This is a genomic window from Streptomyces hygroscopicus (assembly GCF_026168105.1).
In the GTDB taxonomy this organism is placed as follows: Bacteria; Actinomycetota; Actinomycetes; order Streptomycetales; family Streptomycetaceae; genus Streptomyces; species Streptomyces hygroscopicus_D.
This window is the reverse complement of record NZ_LBMW01000058.1, coordinates 1-18,169: the sequence shown is the minus strand read 5'-3', so window position 1 is coordinate 18,169 and position 18,169 is coordinate 1. Positions and strand designations below refer to the sequence as shown.

General features: G+C 71.5%; 17 protein-coding genes and 2 pseudogenes. 11 read left to right on the top strand and 8 right to left on the bottom strand.

Features of this window, described 5'->3' with window-relative positions; all coding sequences use genetic code 11:
• Window positions 1–53: 53 nt before the first annotated feature.
• Genes AAW14_RS34330 through AAW14_RS34315 form a run of 4 tightly spaced genes read right to left on the bottom strand, consistent with a single transcriptional unit; the run spans window position 54 to window position 4,777 of the window.
• A complete protein-coding gene (locus tag AAW14_RS34330; protein ID WP_265568357.1) occupies window positions 54–2,705 on the bottom strand; it encodes an ABC transporter permease in 2,652 nt (883 codons plus the stop codon).
• Window positions 2,702–3,364, bottom strand: coding sequence for an ABC transporter ATP-binding protein (locus tag AAW14_RS34325; protein ID WP_265568356.1), 663 nt, complete (start codon window positions 3,362–3,364; stop codon window positions 2,702–2,704). Before AAW14_RS34325 ends, AAW14_RS34330 begins: the two co-directional genes overlap by 4 nt.
• The gene (locus tag AAW14_RS34320) at window positions 3,351–4,112 is read right to left on the bottom strand and encodes an ABC transporter ATP-binding protein (RefSeq protein WP_265568355.1); all 762 of its coding nucleotides are present in this window, start codon (window positions 4,110–4,112) and stop codon (window positions 3,351–3,353) included. The genes AAW14_RS34325 and AAW14_RS34320 overlap by 14 nt, the downstream gene beginning before the upstream one ends.
• Before the next feature lie 5 nt (window positions 4,113–4,117).
• A complete protein-coding gene (locus tag AAW14_RS34315) occupies window positions 4,118–4,777 on the bottom strand; it encodes a hypothetical protein (RefSeq protein WP_265568354.1) in 660 nt (219 codons plus the stop codon).
• Between the two features lie 155 nt (window positions 4,778–4,932).
• Between AAW14_RS34315 and AAW14_RS34310 the strand changes: the two genes are divergently transcribed.
• The 3 genes from AAW14_RS34310 (at window position 4,933) to pspAB (ending at window position 8,154) form a co-directional block, all read left to right on the top strand.
• On the top strand, window positions 4,933–6,240 hold the full coding sequence (locus AAW14_RS34310; protein WP_265568353.1) for a sensor histidine kinase: 1,308 nt from the start codon (window positions 4,933–4,935) through the stop codon (window positions 6,238–6,240).
• Window positions 6,241–6,639: 399 nt separating this feature from the next.
• Window positions 6,640–7,563 (top strand): zinc metalloprotease HtpX, encoded by a 924-nt coding sequence (gene htpX, locus AAW14_RS34305; RefSeq protein ID WP_265568352.1) that lies wholly within the window; start codon window positions 6,640–6,642, stop codon window positions 7,561–7,563.
• Window positions 7,564–7,569: 6 nt separating this feature from the next.
• Complete coding sequence (pspAB, locus tag AAW14_RS34300) at window positions 7,570–8,154, top strand: PspA-associated protein PspAB (RefSeq protein ID WP_265568351.1); 585 nt, start codon at window positions 7,570–7,572, stop codon at window positions 8,152–8,154.
• A gap of 19 nt (window positions 8,155–8,173) precedes the next feature.
• Here pspAB and AAW14_RS34295 read toward each other — a convergent pair whose 3' ends face one another.
• The gene (locus AAW14_RS34295) at window positions 8,174–8,443 is read right to left on the bottom strand and encodes a hypothetical protein (RefSeq protein ID WP_265568350.1); all 270 of its coding nucleotides are present in this window, start codon (window positions 8,441–8,443) and stop codon (window positions 8,174–8,176) included.
• A 581-nt stretch (window positions 8,444–9,024) separates the two neighbouring features.
• Window positions 9,025–9,519, bottom strand: coding sequence for a hypothetical protein (locus AAW14_RS34290; RefSeq protein ID WP_265568349.1), 495 nt, complete (start codon window positions 9,517–9,519; stop codon window positions 9,025–9,027).
• Between the two features lie 155 nt (window positions 9,520–9,674).
• Here AAW14_RS34290 and AAW14_RS34285 point away from each other — a divergent pair, with 155 nt between their 5' ends.
• Window positions 9,675–10,868: a winged helix DNA-binding domain-containing protein gene (locus tag AAW14_RS34285; RefSeq protein WP_265568378.1), complete on the top strand. Its 1,194-nt coding sequence runs from the start codon at window positions 9,675–9,677 to the stop codon at window positions 10,866–10,868.
• Between the two features lie 151 nt (window positions 10,869–11,019).
• On the opposite strand, the gene AAW14_RS34280 is transcribed toward AAW14_RS34285, so the two are convergent.
• Complete coding sequence (locus tag AAW14_RS34280) at window positions 11,020–11,328, bottom strand: hypothetical protein (protein WP_265568348.1); 309 nt, start codon at window positions 11,326–11,328, stop codon at window positions 11,020–11,022.
• 165 nt (window positions 11,329–11,493) lie between these two features.
• On the opposite strand from AAW14_RS34280, the gene AAW14_RS34275 reads away from it, so the two are divergent.
• Window positions 11,494–11,853, top strand: a complete 360-nt coding sequence (locus AAW14_RS34275; RefSeq protein ID WP_265568347.1) for an arsenate reductase family protein — start codon at window positions 11,494–11,496, stop codon at window positions 11,851–11,853.
• A gap of 135 nt (window positions 11,854–11,988) precedes the next feature.
• Window positions 11,989–12,774: a hypothetical protein gene (locus AAW14_RS34270; RefSeq protein ID WP_265568346.1), complete on the top strand. Its 786-nt coding sequence runs from the start codon at window positions 11,989–11,991 to the stop codon at window positions 12,772–12,774.
• A gap of 2 nt (window positions 12,775–12,776) precedes the next feature.
• On the opposite strand, the gene AAW14_RS34265 is transcribed toward AAW14_RS34270, so the two are convergent.
• Window positions 12,777–13,634 (bottom strand): alpha/beta hydrolase, encoded by an 858-nt coding sequence (locus tag AAW14_RS34265; RefSeq protein ID WP_322741152.1) that lies wholly within the window; start codon window positions 13,632–13,634, stop codon window positions 12,777–12,779.
• 65 nt (window positions 13,635–13,699) lie between these two features.
• Between AAW14_RS34265 and glnII the strand changes: the two genes are divergently transcribed.
• From glnII to AAW14_RS34240, 5 genes and pseudogenes are all read left to right on the top strand, one after another.
• On the top strand, window positions 13,700–14,737 hold the full coding sequence (glnII, locus tag AAW14_RS34260) for a glutamine synthetase (protein ID WP_265568345.1): 1,038 nt from the start codon (window positions 13,700–13,702) through the stop codon (window positions 14,735–14,737).
• 476 nt (window positions 14,738–15,213) lie between these two features.
• Window positions 15,214–15,855, top strand: coding sequence for a winged helix-turn-helix domain-containing protein (locus AAW14_RS34255; protein WP_265568344.1), 642 nt, complete (start codon window positions 15,214–15,216; stop codon window positions 15,853–15,855).
• A 62-nt stretch (window positions 15,856–15,917) separates the two neighbouring features.
• Window positions 15,918–16,910, top strand: coding sequence for an NAD-dependent epimerase/dehydratase family protein (locus tag AAW14_RS34250; RefSeq protein WP_265568343.1), 993 nt, complete (start codon window positions 15,918–15,920; stop codon window positions 16,908–16,910).
• Window positions 16,911–17,012: 102 nt separating this feature from the next.
• Window positions 17,013–17,176, top strand: a pseudogene (locus AAW14_RS34245) (DNA-binding response regulator); the annotation flags it as partial.
• A gap of 229 nt (window positions 17,177–17,405) precedes the next feature.
• Window positions 17,406–18,169, top strand: a pseudogene (locus AAW14_RS34240) (hypothetical protein); the annotation flags it as partial.

Below are 18,169 nucleotides of genomic sequence, written 5' to 3'. Positions count from 1 at the left end.
CGACAGCGTAGGAGGACGCGCGGGAATCGGCTCGGTCGGCGTTGGCGGAGTGTTCACAGGTCACGCAGCTCCTCCACGGCCGGGCGTTTCGCGCGGCGGATGCCGTTCAGCGCGGCTGCCAGGACGGCGATCAGAGCGGCGAGCGCGGTGAGGACCAGGTAGGAGCCGGGGACCGACAGGCTCGCGGGCGGTGGGTCGAAAACGCCGGTCAGGACCTTGACCAGCATCTCGGACAGGGCCCAGCCGATGAGGGCGCCTCCGGCCAGACCGGCCGCGGCCAGGAGGAGGGCTTCGGTGAGGACCATGCCGCGCAGCTGGCGCGTCTTGGCGCCGAGGACGGTGGCGATGGCGAAGGTGCGGCGGCGTTCGGCGAGTCCGAGTGCGAGGACGAGCCCTCCGGCTCCGGCCGCCAGAAGGACGGCGAAGGCGAGTTCGATGCGGGTGAGTCCGGCCAGGTCGACGGAGGTCAGGCTGGTGCCGACGGTGCCGCGGGTCTGGGTGAGGTCGGTGACGGTGGCACTGGTGCCGAGCTGATGGCGCAGGTGTGCGGCGATCTGCCTCTGGTGGGTTGCGCCGGTGTCGAGGAGGAAGGCGCCGACCGCGTCGCTGCCGGTGGCCTTGGCGATGTAGGAGGCGTTGGCGACGAAGAAGCTGTCCTTGGGGGCGGTGGGGAACTCCCTGGCGATGCCGGCGTAGTGGAAGGGCACCGTGCGCAGGGCCTTGGTGCGGGCATCCTGGATGCGCAGGTTGACGGTGTCGCCCGGGGAGAGCTGGAAGTCGTTGACGGTTTCCACGCTGACCAGCAGGTTGTCCGGGCGCTGGGCGAGCCGTTGCATGAGCTGGTGTGCACTGCCGCCGGCGAAGTAGGCGTCCTGCAGAGAGGTGGCGCGGGCGATGGTGTCGGGGCGGACGCCGTAGAGGTCCTGCAGGTCGGAGCCGACATAGGCGAAGCGGTGCTGGAGCGGTTCTACGTGCCGAATGCCGGAGACCTGCAGCGCGGATCCGGCGCTGGGCGGGATGCGGGAGCCGGGTGGTTCGGTGACGGTGACATCGGCGCCGTTGGTCAGCCGGGCGTCGACCTCGGCCTGCTGTTTGTAGGTGGCGTTGAAGACGGCGGTGGAGACGGCGAAGGACACGGCGAGGGCGAGCAGGACCACGGAGCGGGCGAGGGGGCGTCGGCGCCGGGCAAGGACGGCCGCGGTGGTGCCGGCAAGGGTGGCGGTCAACGGGCGGGCCAGGCGGGACAGGGCGGGGCGGCCGTGCATGAGGGCGAGGATGGTCAGGCGCCACAGCAGCAGGGCGGCGCCGATCCACAGCAGGGCGGGGCCGAGGAAGGCCCAGTACGAAACGGAGATGCTGGGGACGCCTTCCGGGGCCAGGACGAGGGCGTACTGGTTGCCTGAGGAGGCGCGGAAGATGAGCCAGGAGCCGATCAGCAGGATGAAGTCCAGGCCGTAGCGCATCCACCAGGGAGTGCGGGTGCTGCGTGCGTCGGCCTCCTTGCGGGTGTCGGCGACGCTCACCGTGCGCAGGTCGCGCAGGGCGGGTATGAGGACGGCGCCGGTGGCGACGGCGGCGCCGAGGACGAAGGCGAGGCCGTACCAGATGGCCCAGGTGCCCGCGCTCGCCCCGAAGGACGCGGCACCGAAGGCGAGGCGGCCTGCCAGCGCGGCGATGCCCAGTCCGGCCAGGCCACCGGCGATCGCGATCAGAGCTGCTTCCAGCCCGGCGAGGGCGGTGATCTGGGTCGGGCGCAGACCGCGCAGGCGCAGCAGGCCCTGTTCCTGGCGGCGGCGCTCGCCACCGGCTGAGGCGACCGCGGCGGTGAGCGCGGCGGCCAGGACAGCTCCGGGGACCCCGAGGAAGAGGAAGAGCATCTGAGCGTAGAGGGCGTCCTGGCGGGCGGAGTCGAGGGCGGCGCCGACGTTGTTGCCGACGAGTACAGCGCCGGAGGAGCGGGCTTCCAGGTGGTGGGCGGCGCCGGTGACCGTGGTGAAGGCGGCGGCCGGGTCGGAGGGCAGGTGCGCGTTGTCGCGGGCGACGTGGATCTGGGTCGTGACGCCGCCTGCGCCGTGGGTGAGGGAGGCGAACTGCGTGGCGGGCAACAGGACGACGTTGTCCGGGGGCGCGGTCGGCTGAGACTGGGCGGGCGCGCCGACCATCTGGAAGAGGGAGTCGGCCTGGGGCAGGTCGACGACGCCGTCCACCCTCACCTGCCGCACTCCGATGCCTGGGAACTGGACGCCGAGGGTGTCGCCGGGCGCGGCGTGCAGGTTGGATGCGGTCTGCTGGGCCAGCAGGACGCCGGTGGCGGAGCCGGAGAGAGTACGGATGGCGTCGGGGAACCGGCTGCGGTAGCCGTCGGGCAGGCCGAGCGCCATACCGGGGCCGGTTGTCTGGGTGCTGCCCTGGACGCGGGCGGTGAAGCCGGTGGTGTGGGCGTAGCCGACCGGCAGGGCGGTGCGGGTCCCGGGTGTCGTGCGGACCAGGGAGAGAACTGTGTTCGGGTCGGCTGCGGGCTGTACCTGGACCTGCCAGTCGACGGCGACCGAGCGCAGGGCGCGCTGGGTCATGCTCGCCTTAGACGCCGTGAGGAAGGAGCCGAGCGCGGCGATGAGAGCGACCGCGAGCGCGATCCCGGCGAGGGCGGCCAGCAGCCGTCCGGCGCGGTGCCGGGTCAGGCCGCGCACCCAGGCGGTGATCACGAGACCTCCTCGGGCGCGAGCAGCCTGCCGTCGTGCATCGCTCGCCGGATGGACAGCCCGGCGGCGACAGCCGGGTCGTGCGTGGTGACGACGAGGGCGGCCCCGGTGCGGTCGGCGGCCGTCAGCAGGGCGTTAAGGACATGGGCGCCGGTGGCGTGGTCGAGACGGCCGGTGGGTTCGTCGGCAAGGATCAGCCGCGGGGACTGGGCCAGGACCCGGGCGGCGGCCACTCGTTGGGCCTGTCCACCGGAGATCTCCTCGGGCAGCCGGTCGGCCAGGTCGGCGGCATCCACCAGGTCCAGCGCCGCAAGGGCGGCCTGCCGTGCCTCCCTTTCGGTCCGGTTGGCGAGCACGAGGGGCAGGGCGGCGTTCTCGACCACGCTCAGAGCCGGGATCAGGCTGTCGCCCTGGAAGACCAGGCCGATGTCGTACGGTCCGAGTGACGCGGACCGGGTGACGCTGCCGCTGGTGGGCTGCTCGAGCCCGGCCAGCAGGTGCAGCAGCGAGCTCTTCCCCGAGCCGGAGGGGCCGACGACTGCGAGCCGATCGCCGGCTGCGATCTGAAGGTTCGCTCCGTGCACGGCCACGACCGCCTGCGGGCCCTGGCCGAAGGTGAGGGCTGCGTCATGGCAGGCCACAAGGACCTCATCCGGCGACATCGCGGACCTCCTGCCATTGGGGACGTCCGCCGTGGGGAGTCGAGGTATCGGTCGCTGTTCCATCCGTCAGGGTGATGACCCGGTCGGCCACCCGCACGGCCTCGACACTGTGCGTGACGATCAGAACCGCGCAGCCGCTGGCGGCCCTCTCGCGCAGCATGGCGAGCACCATGCGCTCGGTGTCGCCGTCGAGCTCCCCCGTCGGCTCGTCTGCCAGCAGTACGGCGGGCGAGTTGGCCAGCGCGACGGCGAGTCCGGCCCGCGCCAGTTCCCCGCCGGACAGCTGCCCGGCCAGGGCATGCGCCCGCTCGGCGAGCCCGACCTGGCTCAGCAGCTCTCGTGGCGAGGCGGCGGGGCCGCGGCCCTTTGCCCGCTGTGCCAGGCGGATGTTGTCCCGCAGACTCAGATGCGGCAGCAGGTTACGGGTCTGCAGCAGCACGCCCACGTGCCGGGCGCGCAGCCGCGCCCGCTCGGTCTCGGGCCGATGGCTGATCCGCACCCCGTTCACCCGGACCTCACCGCCCGAAGGCTCGTCCAGCCCCGCCAGACACGACAACAGGGTCGACTTGCCCGACCCGGACGGCCCGACGACCGCAACCGTCTCGCCGCGCCGGACCCTCAGCGACACCCCGCGCAGCGCGAGTGTCTCCTCCTCCCCCGCCCGGTAGAAGCGGTACAGTTCGCGGGCTGTGAGGACGTTCTCCGCGGAGCCACCGGTCGGCATGTCCTGGCAGGCGTTGGCGGACATGTTGTTCACTGCCAGGTGAAGGAGTCGCTGATGATCCGCCAGGGGTCGACGTTGTCGGCGTTGACCGGACCGGACAGCGTCAGGTCCACCTCGTGCCCGGAGCGGTAGAAGGCGTACCGCTCGAACGCGTCCCGCACCACCTTCCCGGTGACCGGGTCCTTCGCAGAGTCGCCCTGGTAGGTCAGCAGGACGATACGGCCGGCATGCCGGGTCACCTCCGACACCTTGGGCGACGCGAACTTCGGCACCTGCGTGCGCAGCTGGGGGACGACCGTGTTGGTGACCGAGCCGACCGTGGGGGCGCTGGAGGCGGAGGCCGCCGCGATGCGCACCGTGTTCAGCTTGTCCGTGAACACGGTCGTGTTCTTCTGGTCGGTGCGGGCCCAGCCCTCGGGCACCTTGACCGTGAAGCCGGTGAAAACGAAGGTGCCGCCGCCCGGCCGGTAGGCGACGTAGACCTGGTTGTCGGGGATATCGCCCGGGGGATTGGACTCGGTGGGCGCCGGGTTCGGGGCATTGCCACCACCTGCCGGCGTGTGCGACGTCGCCGCGTGGTGCGGCGGGGCGGAACCGGAGTGCGATCCGGCACCGCCGGAACAGGCGGCGCTCACCGCGGCGACCAGCGCCAGACCGACGACGGCGCACCTCCGTGCGTGTGATGCCATGGCCACTGCCCTCCAAAGGAGCCCTTGGACCAGACGGTCATGGCACCGACGCTAGAAACCCGCCGGTTAACGCCTCACACGCCGACAGTTAGACGACGGCAAAAGCGTGTGGCGCATTCCGTCCGGCCAGGCAGACGGCCCGCATGATGAAAGACATGAGACAGCGCGTGGTGCGAGTCGCCCTCACCGCCGCCCTGATCGCCGTCGTCCTCCTCGCCGCCCCCCTGGCCTGGGCCATCAGGTCGGCGCTCTACGCCGACCAGCGGGATGCACTGGAGAGAACAGCCCTCGCCGGTGCCGTGCAAGTGAGCCCGGACTACCGGACGGGCGACCCAGTCGAACTCCCCAGACCCCCGGACGGCGAGCGCCTGGGCCTGTACGACCCGCAGCTGCGGCTACGGGCCGGCAGCGGCTCTCGACCAGGCGACACACCGGTCCGCCAAGCCCTCACAGGTGAGGCGGTCCACAGCCGGTCGGGCGGCGACCTGGTCGTCGCCGTGCCCGTGTCCCACGCCGAACAGGTGATCGGAGTGGTACGGGCGTCCTCTCCCGTCGCAACCGTACGCAACCGCGTTTTCGCCGTGTGGGGCGCCCTGCTGGGCGCCGCCGCGTTCGCGCTGGCTGCCGCCGTCCTCGTCGCCCGCCGTCAGGCCCGGGCACTGGCCGCCCCGCTGGAGGACCTCTCGCGCCACTGCCGGGCCGTCACGCACGGCCACCTGAACGCCCGCGCCGCCCCCAGCAACATCAACGAGATCGACCAGGTCGCCCGCACCCACAACGAAATGCTGCACAGCCTGTCCGAACTCCTTCGCCGCGAACGGGACTTCACCACCAACGCCTCCCACCAGCTACGCACCCCGCTCACCGCTCTCCAGCTCACCCTCGAGGCGGGCCTGGAACAACGCGACGACACACGCCTCCGGCCCGCCCTGGAGGAGGCCCTTGCCACCACCCGCCAACTGCACCGCACCGTGGAGGAGGTACTGCGGCTGTCCAGCTCACCCGGCCTTCACCGGTCGAGTGCCCCGCTGCGGCCGGTGGGACAAGTGCTGCGGGCCACGCAACAGCGCTGGCACGGCCTGTTCGCCGACGACGGCAGATGCCTGGAGTACGTCACCCATGACGTGCCGGACGGCCTGCCCGTGCCGGGCGGAGCCGTCACCGAAATCCTCGACGTCCTGCTGGACAACGCCCGCCGACATGGCCGAGGCATGATCCGCGTGACGGTGCGCGACCTTGACGACGCCCTCGCCTTCGACGTCACCGACGAGGGCGAGGTGAGCGGTGACACGGCACGGCTGTTCGACCGGGGCCACACGGGCAGGGGCGGAGGGACGGGCATCGGGCTCGCCTTCGCCCGTGACCTGGCCGTCTCCCTTGGCGGCCGCCTCTCCCTGACCCGCGGCACCCCGACCACCTTCACCCTGCTCCTGCCGATCTACGGGGGCGGTAGGACATCATGAAGCCCGCGCAGTCCGGGCAGATCAGGGTCCCGTCGCCAGGCCGGCGGCCCGGGAGGACGCGCTCGTCACCGCAGCTGGGGCGGCGGCCGTGGACACGGAGGGCCGGACAACGACGACGCCCGTGCTGGTCAGACGGACGGTGCCTTCGATCCGCCGAGGTGACCGACCCGGGTCATCACTTCTTCGACGTGTGAGCCGGCCGCTCCCGTAGCGCTGCCACGGAGCCCCGTTCCCGCCCCGGGTGGTGACGGGGCTCCATCGCGGGGGCCTCCCGCACCGGAACTCACACGGACTCTTTGCCTGCCATGGAACCGTTGCGGACCGGCTCATGGGTGGGGGTGGGCGCACAATGGGGGTGGGACGAGTGCCTTTCTGTGGGGTACTGCGGGGTGATGCAGGATGCAGAGCCGGTTCCGGAGCGATCGGCGACTGACCGTCCGGATGACGGTCACGCTGTTTCTGCTCGGATTGCTGTACGTGGCGTTCGTCGCCGCGTTGATCGCGTTGCTGAAGTCATGGGTGCTGGTCATCGTGATCGCGGCCCTGGCACTCGGTGCGCAGTACTGGTTCTCGGACCGGATCGCGCTGTACGCCATGCACGGGCGGATCGTGGAACGCGAGGAGTGTCCACAGCTGCACGGCGTGGTCGACCGGCTGTGTGCTGTGGCCGACATGCCCAAGCCGCTCGTCGCCGTCTCCGATGTGGACATGCCGAACGCGTTCGCGACCGGCCGCAATCCCGACCACGCGGTGCTCTGTGTGACCACCGGGCTGCTGCGGCGGCTGGAGCCAGACGAGCTGGAGGGCGTGCTCGCGCACGAGCTGTCCCACGTGGCGCACAAGGACGTCGCCGTGATCACCGTCGCCTCGTTCCTCGGGGTGATCGCCGGGCTGGTCGTCCGGTTCGCGTTCTACTCGGAGCTCTTCGGCGGGCGGGGGCGCAAGGACCAGAACACCGTCGCCGTCTTCGGCGCGGTCATGGGGATCTCGGCGCTCGTCTACGCGATCAGCTTCCTGCTGATCCGGGCCCTGTCCCGCTACCGTGAGCTGGCCGCCGACCGGGCGGCCGCCTACCTCACCGGGCGCCCCTCGGCGCTGGCGTCCGCGCTGACCAAGGTCACGGGAGAGATCGCGCGCATCCCGACGAAGGACCTGCGCACGGCGCAGGCCTTCAACGCCTTCTACTTCACTCCCGCCTTCGGCGCCGACGCGGGCATCTCCCGCATCTTCTCCACCCACCCGACCCTGGAGCAGCGGCTCGAGCAGCTCGCCCGGATCTCCGCGGAGCTGGGCGAGGCGGCGACGCCGGGAAAGGCGGAATGAGCACAGATGGGGTTCCTGGACATCCTGCTCGGCCGTACGAAACCGGTGGCGCCCGATCTCGACCAGCTCTTCGCCCTGCCCTCGGCGGCGGTCACCCTGGAGGCCGCCGCCGGGTTCACCCCGACCGGGAACGGTGCGGTCTGCTTCGCCACGGTCGAGGGCGGCGCCTTCACACAGACGAACCGCGAGGTCCAGGCGCTGCTGGACGCGGACACCGACCGCACAGGGCCGCCCGTCGAGCTGCAGCGGGACGACTACGGATACTCCTGGCTGGTGTCGCGCCGCACACCCGACCAGTTGTCCTCGCTGGTCAACGATCTGCATGCGGTGAACAGCGCGATGGAGGTCAATGGCTTCGGGCCGCAGCTGCTGTGCTCGGTGGCCGGCTTCCAGGACGAGGGCGGGCGTCGGCTCGGCCTGGTCTATCTGTACAAACGCGGCACCTTCTACCCGTTCGCGCCGCTCGCCGGGCAGGGCGAGCGGCGCGACAACGCACTGGAGCTGCAGATCAAGGCCGCGCTCGCGGACGATCTGCGGATCGAGCAGGACCTCGGCCGCTGGTTCCCGGTCTGGGGCGCGCCCGGCCTGTGAGCGGGCGGCGCCGCACCGGTCACTTGCTCTTGTCCCGCTCCTGACGGCGAGCCTCGAAGGGGCGCTCGCGGCGGTAGCGGCGCTCCCACTTGGCCTGCTGGTCGCGGCGCTCGCGGTACTGCTGGTAGGTGGCGGCCGATCCCGGGGCGGCTCCGGTGCCCGGCGAGGACGAGCCCCGTCCGTACCCCGCGTAGAGGAAGAGCAGGGCGACGGCGGCGAGCCACCAGGCGTGGTTGCCGAACCCCAGGATGACGAGGACGACGGTTCCGGCAATGACGATGGTGCCCATGACGGGCCTCCGTGGCGTGGGTGAGTGGTTGTGCCAGAGGGTCCGACGGGGCGCTGGGGGTGGGCGGCCGCCATCGGTGCGTAGAGAGTAGCCCTGGGTCCACCAGGTGGTACCTGTCCGGCGGAAACCGGTGGAGAGCTGCTCCGGAACGCGTGTCCAGCGTAAGGACGCGGTCACCGCGCGTGCATCCCGTTTTCGTGGCGGTACGGTCCCGGGCCGCCTCGGTCGGGCGCCACGCGGTGGCGCAACCACAACGCGAGGGCGCTCGCCACGCCCGGCGCGCGCCACGGTGTCCTCGCGGGACGGGGAGTGCGGGGGACGCGGGGACGCGGGGAGCCTGGGGGCGCGGGGAAGCCTGGGGGCGCACGGGGCACTTGGGCCTGTGGGGCACGTGGGGCGCGCGGGACCCGACGCCCTGCGCGCCGCCCCACGAGGTGCGAGCCCGCCCGCCGCGCGCGACGCGATGTGACCCTCACACGGGCGAGCAGCGGAACCGCACCGTCACACCGCGGGCCGCGGGTGTCCCGGGCCCGGCCGCTGTGCGTCAGGCCCCGTGGGGACGCGGGCGGGAACGGGGCCGGTCACCCGGAGCCGTAGCGGACGGCGCGGGCGACGTCCACGGTGACGTTGCCGGAGAGCGCGCGGTTGCTGGTCGCGGTGGCGTTCTTCGAGGCGCCCGCGGCGACGTTGTCGACCGTGACGACGACCGTGTCCAGGAGGTTGCCACCGGAGTCGCGGAAGTCGACCTGCACGGCGTACGTACGGGTCTTGGACGTCGAGTTGGTGACAGTGACCGGCACGACCTTGTGCCCCGCGGCGTCGCTGGTGACCGTGCCGAGCTTGACTTCGCCCTTGGCGTTCACGGCGCCCTTGATCCCCGCGAGCCGTCGGCCCGCCTCGGCGGTCGCGGAGGCCAGCGCGCTGCCTGCCTGCGAGGCGAGGGACGATGCGGCGGAGGCGGCATGGGTCGGGCTGGTGGAGGAGCCGCTGTTGCCGGAGCAGCCGCTGAGCACGGCAGCCGCCGCGACGACAATCGCCAGGGTCCGCGTCAGGGCCCGCATCCCGTGTCGTGCCATCGTCTCTCCCGTCTTCGCGCGTGGTGCCTTCAGTAAAGGCAAGGCCGGAACGCATCCGCATGCCGGATACGGCACTTCGGGTGACGGCGTGCCACGGCCGGCCGAGTTCCGGAAGGATGGACGTCGACCGTGGGGCCGAGAGGGCGGAGGCGCGCATGGGCGGGCGGCAGCGGCACATCGGGGTGGCGGAGCGGCAGGCCCGGCTCGCGCTGCGGCAGCGGCTGGCCACCGGGGCTCGCGCATCGGCACCCGAGGAGATCGCCGGATCGCTGGTCGCGCTGCACGGAACGGATCCGGCCACGGTGTACCTGGCCGTCGGGGCGCGTCTGGCGGACGCGGGCAAGACGGTGGCGGAGGTGGAGCGGGCGCTGTACGAGGACCGCACACTGGTGCGCATGCACGGCATGCGGCACACCGTGTTCGTGTTCCCGACGGAGCTGGCGGCCGTGGTGCACGCGTCGACGGGACTGGCGAACGCGGCGAAGGCACGGGCCGGGCTGGTCAAGGACATGGTGGCGGGAAGCGACGGCCGGCTGGCGGAGGAGTGGCTGGCCGAGGTCGAGGCGTCGGCGCTGGCCGCGCTGGCCCGCCGCGGGCAGGCGACGGTGGCCGAACTCACGCGGGACGAGCCGCGGTTGAAGGAGCGGTTCACCTACGGCGCGGGCAAGAGCTACGAGAGCCTGCACACCGTGTCGTCGCGGCTGATGCGGGTGCTCGGCGTCGAGGCCCGGGTGGTGCGCGGGCGCCCGCTGGGCACCTGGACGTCGTCGCAGTTCCGCTGGGCTGTGGCCGCACCCCACCCCGACCTGCCGCCCGCCGAGGCCCGGTCGGAGCTGCTGCGCGGCTGGCTGGCCGCCTGCGGCCCGGCCACGGAGGCGGACCTCACCTGGTGGACGGGCTGGCGGGTCACGGATGTCCGCCGGTCGTTGACGGCGATCGGGGCGGTACCGGTGACGCTCGGCGGCGGGGTCACCGCCTATGTGACTTCCGGCGACGAGGAACCCGTCGCGGCCCCGGCCGATCCCTGGGCGGCCCTGCTCCCGGGCCTCGACCCCACGGCGATGGGCTGGCGGGAACGGGACTGGTACCTGGCACCCGGGCTGCGCCCGGCCCTCTTCGACGGCAGCGGCAACGTGGGCCCGACGGTGTGGTGGAACGGCCGGGTGGTCGGGGGCTGGGCCCAGCGGCCGGACGGCGAGGTGGTGTGGCGCCTGCTGGAGACGGAGGGGCTGGGACGGGAGGGCCGAGCGGCGATCGAGACGGAAGCGGCACGACTGGCCTCATGGCTGGCGGGCACGCGGGTGACACCGCGCTTCCGGACGCCTCTCGAGAAGGAGCTGGCGAGCTGAGGGAGCCGATGGGCAGAGGGAGCCGGTGAGCAGAGGGAGCCGGTGAGCAGAGCGACCTGGCGAAGTGAAGGACTCGGCGGAGGAAGGGAGTTGGCGGACCGGCGGCACAGCGCCGGGCGCCCCCACGCGGGAGGACACCCGGCGCCACGGCTCACCGGCTGTATCGCATCAGCGCCCGCACCATGTGGCACGTGGTGTCCGACGGCGGGTGCACACCGATCTGCTCCGCCGTGCTCCGTATCGTGTCGTTGTGCGCCTGGTTCGGCACGTACACCCCGGAGTCGAGCAGGGCGATCGCGAGACGCATCGCCTTGAGGCGCCGGTTGTGCGTGATGTACCACTCGCGCGGCCGCCCCGGCGGGAGCGGGCGCTTCTCCACCGGTGCGTACGGCAGGTCCAGCGGGACCGCTCGCCGGGCGGTGGACCGGATCGGCTTCGGCTTGGTTGCGGCAGCGGGCACAGGCATCCTCCTGTCGCGGTCGGGGAGCGGTCCGGAGGCCCCGGCAACTCCCTCGAACACTGCTTCTATTCTACCGCCACCCACTGACAAAAGCCGCTGGCCAGAGGGGCTTTGGGTGGGGCTGTGACAGCGGTGGGAGAACGCGTTTCCAGTACCGTGTGGGCCATGGAGATCTGGATCAACCCGGCCTGTTCGAAGTGCCGCAGCGCGCTCACCCTGCTCGACGCAGAGGGCGCCGACTACACCGTGCGCCGCTATCTGGAGGACGTACCGAGCGAGGACGAGATCCGCGAGGTGCTGACGCGACTCGGCCTCGAACCGTGGGACATCACCCGCACCCAGGAGGCCGTGGCGAAGGAGCTCGGCGTGAAGGAGTGGCCGAGGGACGCGGCGAACCGTGACCGCTGGGTGCGCGCACTCGTCGAGCACCCCCGGCTGATCCAGCGGCCGATCATCACCGCCGACGACGGTACGGCCGTCGTCGCGCGCACGGACGAGGCGGTACGCGATGCTTTGTCGCGCTGACCCAACTCCTCTGTGACTCACCTCACTTCGGTGACTCCTGTAAACCGGTGAGTAACGCCGTTCGGTATCTCGTACATAGCGGCGTACCTATCGCATCCGGCCGCCGGTGACGGTGGCCGGGGACAGGAGGCGCGCATGTCGCGTAGGAGAACCCTCAGTCCGAAGAAGAAGATCGCGCTGGCGGTCACCGCCCTCGCCGTGGCCGGCAGTGGGGCCTTCGCCCTCGCGGCCACCTCGAACGCGGCGAACGTGCAGAACGCGTCCAACTCGACGGCCTGTCAGGGCCTGGCCACCGCGCTCGGCAACAACGAGTCGTTCATCGCCGCGCAGAAGGCGAATCCGGACGCCCAGTCGGCCGCGCGGATCGCCAACCGCGAGGCGGTCGTCGCCGAGATCAAGCGCAAGCAGGAGGCGTCCGGCTGCCAGGTCGGGGAGTCCGTACAGGCGGGCGGTTCGGCGCAGTCCGGCGGCGCCGCGCAGGCTGGGGGGTCGGCTCAGGACCCCCAGGCCTCGGGGGCCGCCTCCGCCGCACCCACGATGTCGGCACCGGCCGGGAACGCCGGCAACACCGGCAACACCGGGAACGCCGGGAACGCCGGCAACGCCGGCAACGCCGGCAACACCGGGAACGCCGGCAACGCCGGGAACGCCGGGAATGCCGGGAATGCCGCGGGTCAGCAGGTCTGCAAGGGCTCGACCGTGACGCTCTCCGGCGAGGGCGGCGCGCCCGCCGCCTCCAGCAACCAGTTCCCGGCGGGGACCAAGCTGAAGGTCACCAACCTGGACAACAACAAGTCCACGACGGTGACGGTCACGTCCGTCTCCGGCAGTTGCGTGCTGCTGAACAACGCCGCCTTCGAACAGGTCCGCCAGCCCGGCAAGTTCCTGATCCGCCGGGCCGTGATCGAGAAGGTGGGGTGAGGTCAGCGGCTTAGAAACCCCAGGAGGCGACGGTTCGTGGCCGCCGGGTTGGTGTGCGGCAGGGCATGGTGGGAGACGTCCGGCAGGACGGCTGTCTCCACCTGCGGCAGCAACTCGGCGGCACGGGCCGCCACATGGCGGGGATCATGGGTCCTGCTGCTCGCGGCCACGAGCAGCAGGACCGGCATGTGCAGCGAGCGCAACGTGGGGGCGCTCGGGCGCCGCCCCATGACCGGCCCGGCCACCGGGAAACCGGCCGTCGCCTCCTGGAGCCGCAGCCATGCCGGGTCCAGCGGCAGCCCTCCCGTCTCCCACTCCAGGAAGGCCCGGATCCGGCGCGCGGAGGGGCGCAGCAGCATCGGGAGGGCGTGCAGCAGATACGGGACGCGGTATCCGGCGAAGCACCGAGTCGGGTCGAGCAGGGCGAGGCGGCTGATCCGGCCGGGTGCGTGCAGCGCGTACGTGAGGGCGATCCAGCCGCCGTACGAGTGACCGGCCAGGTCGGTCCGTCGATGCCCAGGCCGTCGAGGACCGCGTCGAGCCAGGCCATCAGATCGGTGACGGTACGCAGCGGGCGGCGGGGGTCCGGCACGCTGCGGCCGGGGTCGCCGAGCAGGTCGACGGCGTGGACGCGGTGGGAGCGCGACAGCTCGGCCGCATTGGCGTACCAGGACACCGAGGTCGCGCGGCCGCCCGCCAGGAGGACGAGCGGCGGACCTGCGGCGGGGCCGCAGCTGTTGACGTGCGTGGTGCCGTAGGGCGTGGGTAACACGGGCTTCACACCTGGGCAATGGACGGGAAATCGCCCGTTGACAGACTTCCGGGCATCGTCGGCGCCTCAGTGCCGCCGCGCCGCGCACCCGCAACGACTTCGACCGCACGCCTTCGACCGCGCGGTCGGGACCCACCCCGAAGGATGTGGCCCGTGACCTTCAAGGCTGAATACATCTGGATCGACGGCACCGAGCCGACGGCCAAGCTGCGATCCAAGACGAAGATCCTCGCCGCTGACGCCAAGGGTGCCGAGCTGCCGATCTGGGGCTTCGACGGGTCCTCCACCAACCAGGCCGAGGGCCACTCCTCGGACTGCGTGCTCAAGCCGGTCTTCTCCTGCCCCGACCCGATCCGCGGCGGCGACGACCTCCTCGTGCTGTGCGAGGTCCTCAACACGGACATGACCCCGCACCCCTCCAACACCCGTGCCGCGCTGACCGAGGTCGCCGAGAGGTTCGCCGCGCAGGAGCCGGTCTTCGGCATCGAGCAGGAGTACACGTTCTTCGACGGCACGCGTCCGCTCGGCTTCCCCGAGGGCGGCTTCCCGGCCCCGCAGGGCGGCTACTACTGCGGTGTCGGCGCCGACGAGATCTTCGGCCGTGAGGTCGTCGAGGCGCACCTGGAGAACTGCCTGAAGGCCGGCCTCGGCCTCTCCGGCATCAACGCCGAGGTCATGCCCGGCCAGTGGGAGTTCCAGGTCGGCCCCCTCGCCCCGCTCGAGGTCGCGGACCAGCTGTGGGTCGCCCGCTGGCTGTTGTACCGCACCGCCGAGGACTTCGGCGTCTCCGCCACCCTGGACCCCAAGCCGGTCAAGGGCGACTGGAACGGCGCCGGCGCGCACACCAACTTCTCGACCAGGGCGATGCGCGAGGGACCCGAGGGCTATGCCGCGATCATCACGGCGTGCGAGGCGCTCGGCGAGGGCTCCAAGCCGATGGACCACGTCAAGAACTACGGCGCCGGAATCGACGACCGTCTGACGGGCCTGCACGAGACCGCCCCGTGGAACGAGTACTCGTACGGCGTCTCCAACCGCGGCGCCTCGGTCCGTATCCCGTGGCAGGTCGAGAAGGACGGCAAGGGCTACATCGAGGACCGCCGCCCGAACGCCAACGTCGACCCGTACGTGGTGACCCGTCTGCTCGTCGACACCTGCTGCACGGCGTTGGAGAAGGCCGGTCAGGTCTGATCCGTCCGCTCGGCCGGGGCGTCCATCCTTGTGGTGGGCGCCCTCTCGTATTGCCGGGCGCGGGGTGCCGTCCACGGAGTGGGACGGCTCCGCGGACGCCGTCGGCTCCGTCGCGCTCCCGGCCGGGGCAAACACCTGGTCGGACGCGGTATGCAACGTCGGATTCACCTCAAGCAGGCGTCCGATGGGTGAGAGAAGACTCCTGTGGGGCCCGGGGGTCTGCTTCAATGGAGCCATGGCCAGTTTCCAGAAGTACAGCGCGACGGGTCGCCATGACCTCGAGCCCTTCTGGCCTTCCCGTCAGCACCACGACTTCGACCGGGTGTGTTGTCGCGCGCGGAGCGCGCGGGCCCTCTGAAGCCGTACACCCCGGTCTTCGGCCAGCGCGCACGACGTACGTCCTCGACGACCCCGACCACGAACTCGCGGTCGTCGGCCTCCTCGACGAACCTCTCGCGCGAAAGAGCTGACCTCTCATGGCGACTACTCGTTCCTACTCCACCGCCACCCTCACCACCCCGACCTCGGCGAACGGCGCCCGGCACCGGCTGCGTGCCGTCGACCGGGACGAGGATTGGGGTCTCCCGGGCTCGAACGAAGTCGAGAGCCTGCGGCAGGACGTGGCCCACTTCCTGCCGCCGGGAGCCACTTGGCTGCCGGCGCCGCAGCACACCCTGCCCACCCTCCCCGGCCGACCGCCGATGGTCGGCTACCTGCTGCTCGTCCCGGCAGACCAGCAGCCGCCGTTCCTGCCGGTCGCGGTGCCGGACCTGCCGGAGCCCGAGGCCCAGGCCCCTGCCCCGGGCGCCGCCGCGGGCGCGGGTGATCCGCTTGTGCGCATCGACACCGCGCTGCGCATCGCCCAGGTCGACGGGCGCGAACTCGACCTCACGTACCTGGAGTTCGAACTGCTCGCGCACCTGGTGGCCCACCCCAACCGGGTGCACACGCGCGACCAGCTGGTCACCACGGTGTGGGGCTACGGCCACGTGGGCGACGGCCGCACCGTCGACGTCCACATCGCCCGGCTGCGCCGCAAGCTGGGCACTCAGCACCGCCGGACGATCCAGACGGTCCGGCGCGTCGGCTACAAGTACACGCCGCCGACCGGACGCTGACCTCCTCTGCCCTCGGCAGAATACGGCTCCGTCCCGCGGCCCGGCCATGCACGATCTTCGGCATGAGACTTCTGGTGCTGGGCGGAACGGAGTTCGCGGGGCGGGCCGTGGTGGAGGCGGCGCTCGGGTGTGGCTGGGAGGTGACCGTCCTCAACCGGGGACGGCACCGCCCCCCGCCGGGAGCAAGGTCGTTGCGGGGCGACCGCACCTTGCCCGGCGGGCTCGCGGAAGTGGCCGGCGGCACATGGGACGCTGTCGTCGACACCTGGGCGTCGGCGCCGCGAGCCGTGCACGAGGCCGCCCGGCTGCTCGCCGACCGCGCCGAACGGTATGTGTATGTGTCGAGCTGCTCGGTGTACGCATGGGCCCCGCCCGCCGGGTACACCGAGGACGCGCCGCTGGTGGACGGCGCCGAGGCGGATGCGCAGCACACCGAGTACCCGCAGGACAAGCGGGGCGGCGAACTGGCCGCGCTGGACGCCTTCGGCCCGGACCGCTCGGTGCTCGTGCGGGCCGGACTCATCCTCGGGCCCTACGAGAACATCGGCCGGCTGCCGTGGTGGCTCACCCGGATCGCCCGCGGGGGCCCGGTCCTCGCGCCCGGGCCACGGGACCTGCCCCTCCAGTACGTCGATGTCCGCGACCTCGCCGGGTGGATCCTCGGCGCGGTGGAGCGGCAGCTGAGCGGGGCCTACAACCTCATGGGTCCGCAGGGACACGCCACGATGGGCGGGTTCCTCGACGCGTGCGTGAACGTCGCCGGCGGCGCGGCCGAGCTGCGGTGGACCTCGCCGGAGGCCGTCCTCGACGCGGGCATCCGGCCGTGGACCCAGCTGCCCGTGTGGGTACCCCCGGGGACCGACATGCACAACGCCCTCTACCGCGCGGACGTGTCGCGGGCCCTCGCGACGGGACTGCGCTGCCGCCCCGCCGCCGAGACCGTGGCCGACACCTGGAGCTGGCTGCGGAGCATCGGCGGGAGCCCTCCCCAGCGGCCCGACCGGCCGGCGGTGGGACTGGACCCCACGGTGGAGGCGAGGGTTCTCGGCGGGTGACCGCATGGTCGGGGGTTGACCGCATGATCGGAGGTTGACCGCATGATCGGAGGTTGTTCGCATGGTCGGGGGGTGGCCGCCGGGTCGGGGTTGGTGCCGTACGCACCCGGCCGCCCGGGCGCGGCGATCGCCACTCGACTCGTCGTCAGGGAAATCGGGCGATCGCGAAACATACCTCCAACATCGCCGCCGAACCGGGGCTTGGGGTTTTCGACGACGAAAATCGGCGGGTTCCGACCGTACTCGCCTATTTGGATCACGGCCGGCGAACACCGTGTCGGCGCCGGATACTGAATCAGATTCAAAAACGTGCAGGCCACCCTCCGCAACTCCCCTTGAAACAGGGGCTTCTGGGTCGCTTGCGCCCGAATTGACCTCAGGAACTTCCAAGTTTTTCCGAGGTTTCTGAACACCCCATGGGCCACCTCCGTATGGGATGGAGCCGCTTCACCCCTGTCGGGCGCCTCCGCCCCGAAAGGAAGTCAGAGGAGTTCCATGGGACGCAACACACGAAAACGCCGTACGCCGCTGGCCACCAAGGCCATAGCCGCATCGGCTGCCCTAGCGCTCGGTGGGGGCGGGCTGATCTGGGCGAACTACTACGCCTCGGCACACGAGTCGAACTGGACACAGAACAGCACCAAGTCGGCCGCCGCCCAGGTGGCCACCATCACCTGCCCGGATGTGGGCCAGCAGCTCACCAACGTGCCGCAGCAGGCCCGTACCGAAGTCGACGGTGAACTGGGCAACCTCGACCGTCAGATCACGGACGCCTACCAGCGTCTGGCGACCACACGGGACGCACAGGCCAGGGACGCGAATTACGTCCAGAACTCCATTCTCCAGCCGCTGAAGGACCGCCGGAAGGCGATCATCGACCGCATCAAACTGGAGATCAACCGGGTGGGCGGCAGCACGCCCAGCAGCCTGGAGAGTCTGACGAGCTGTACCGGCACCCCGGCCGACCAGACCAGCACGGGCGGCCAGAACAACAACGGCCAGCAGAACAATGGTGGTCAGCAGCAGAACAACGGCGGCCAGCAACAGAACAACGGCGGCCAGCAGCAGAACAATGGTGGCCAGAACAACAATGGTGGCCAGAACAACGGCCAGCAGGCGGGCAACGGCGGTCAGGCCGGAAACGGCCCCTCCGCGGCCGACTTCGTGGACATCACGAAGGTGCAGCCGAACGTCGCCGCGAAGCCGCAGCAGAACGGCAACGCGTCGACCGGTTCGTTCACCACGCTGTGCGGTGTGAA

Excerpts from the sequence above, each read along its gene's own strand:
- AAW14_RS34325 (WP_265568356.1), bottom strand. The coding sequence starts at position 3,364 with ATGTCGCCGGATGAGGTCCTTGTGGCCTGCCATGACGCAGCCCTCACC.
- AAW14_RS34320 (WP_265568355.1), bottom strand. The coding sequence starts at position 4,112 with ATGTCCGCCAACGCCTGCCAGGACATGCCGACCGGTGGCTCCGCGGAG.
- AAW14_RS34315 (WP_265568354.1), bottom strand. The coding sequence starts at position 4,777 with ATGGCATCACACGCACGGAGGTGCGCCGTCGTCGGTCTGGCGCTGGTC.
- AAW14_RS34310 (WP_265568353.1), top strand. The coding sequence starts at position 4,933 with ATGAGACAGCGCGTGGTGCGAGTCGCCCTCACCGCCGCCCTGATCGCC.
- htpX (WP_265568352.1), top strand. The coding sequence starts at position 6,640 with ATGCAGAGCCGGTTCCGGAGCGATCGGCGACTGACCGTCCGGATGACG.
- pspAB (WP_265568351.1), top strand. The coding sequence starts at position 7,570 with ATGGGGTTCCTGGACATCCTGCTCGGCCGTACGAAACCGGTGGCGCCC.
- AAW14_RS34295 (WP_265568350.1), bottom strand. The coding sequence starts at position 8,443 with ATGGGCACCATCGTCATTGCCGGAACCGTCGTCCTCGTCATCCTGGGG.
- AAW14_RS34290 (WP_265568349.1), bottom strand. The coding sequence starts at position 9,519 with ATGGCACGACACGGGATGCGGGCCCTGACGCGGACCCTGGCGATTGTC.
- AAW14_RS34285 (WP_265568378.1), top strand. The coding sequence starts at position 9,675 with ATGGGCGGGCGGCAGCGGCACATCGGGGTGGCGGAGCGGCAGGCCCGG.
- AAW14_RS34275 (WP_265568347.1), top strand. The coding sequence starts at position 11,494 with ATGGAGATCTGGATCAACCCGGCCTGTTCGAAGTGCCGCAGCGCGCTC.
- AAW14_RS34270 (WP_265568346.1), top strand. The coding sequence starts at position 11,989 with ATGTCGCGTAGGAGAACCCTCAGTCCGAAGAAGAAGATCGCGCTGGCG.
- AAW14_RS34255 (WP_265568344.1), top strand. The coding sequence starts at position 15,214 with ATGGCGACTACTCGTTCCTACTCCACCGCCACCCTCACCACCCCGACC.
- AAW14_RS34250 (WP_265568343.1), top strand. The coding sequence starts at position 15,918 with ATGAGACTTCTGGTGCTGGGCGGAACGGAGTTCGCGGGGCGGGCCGTG.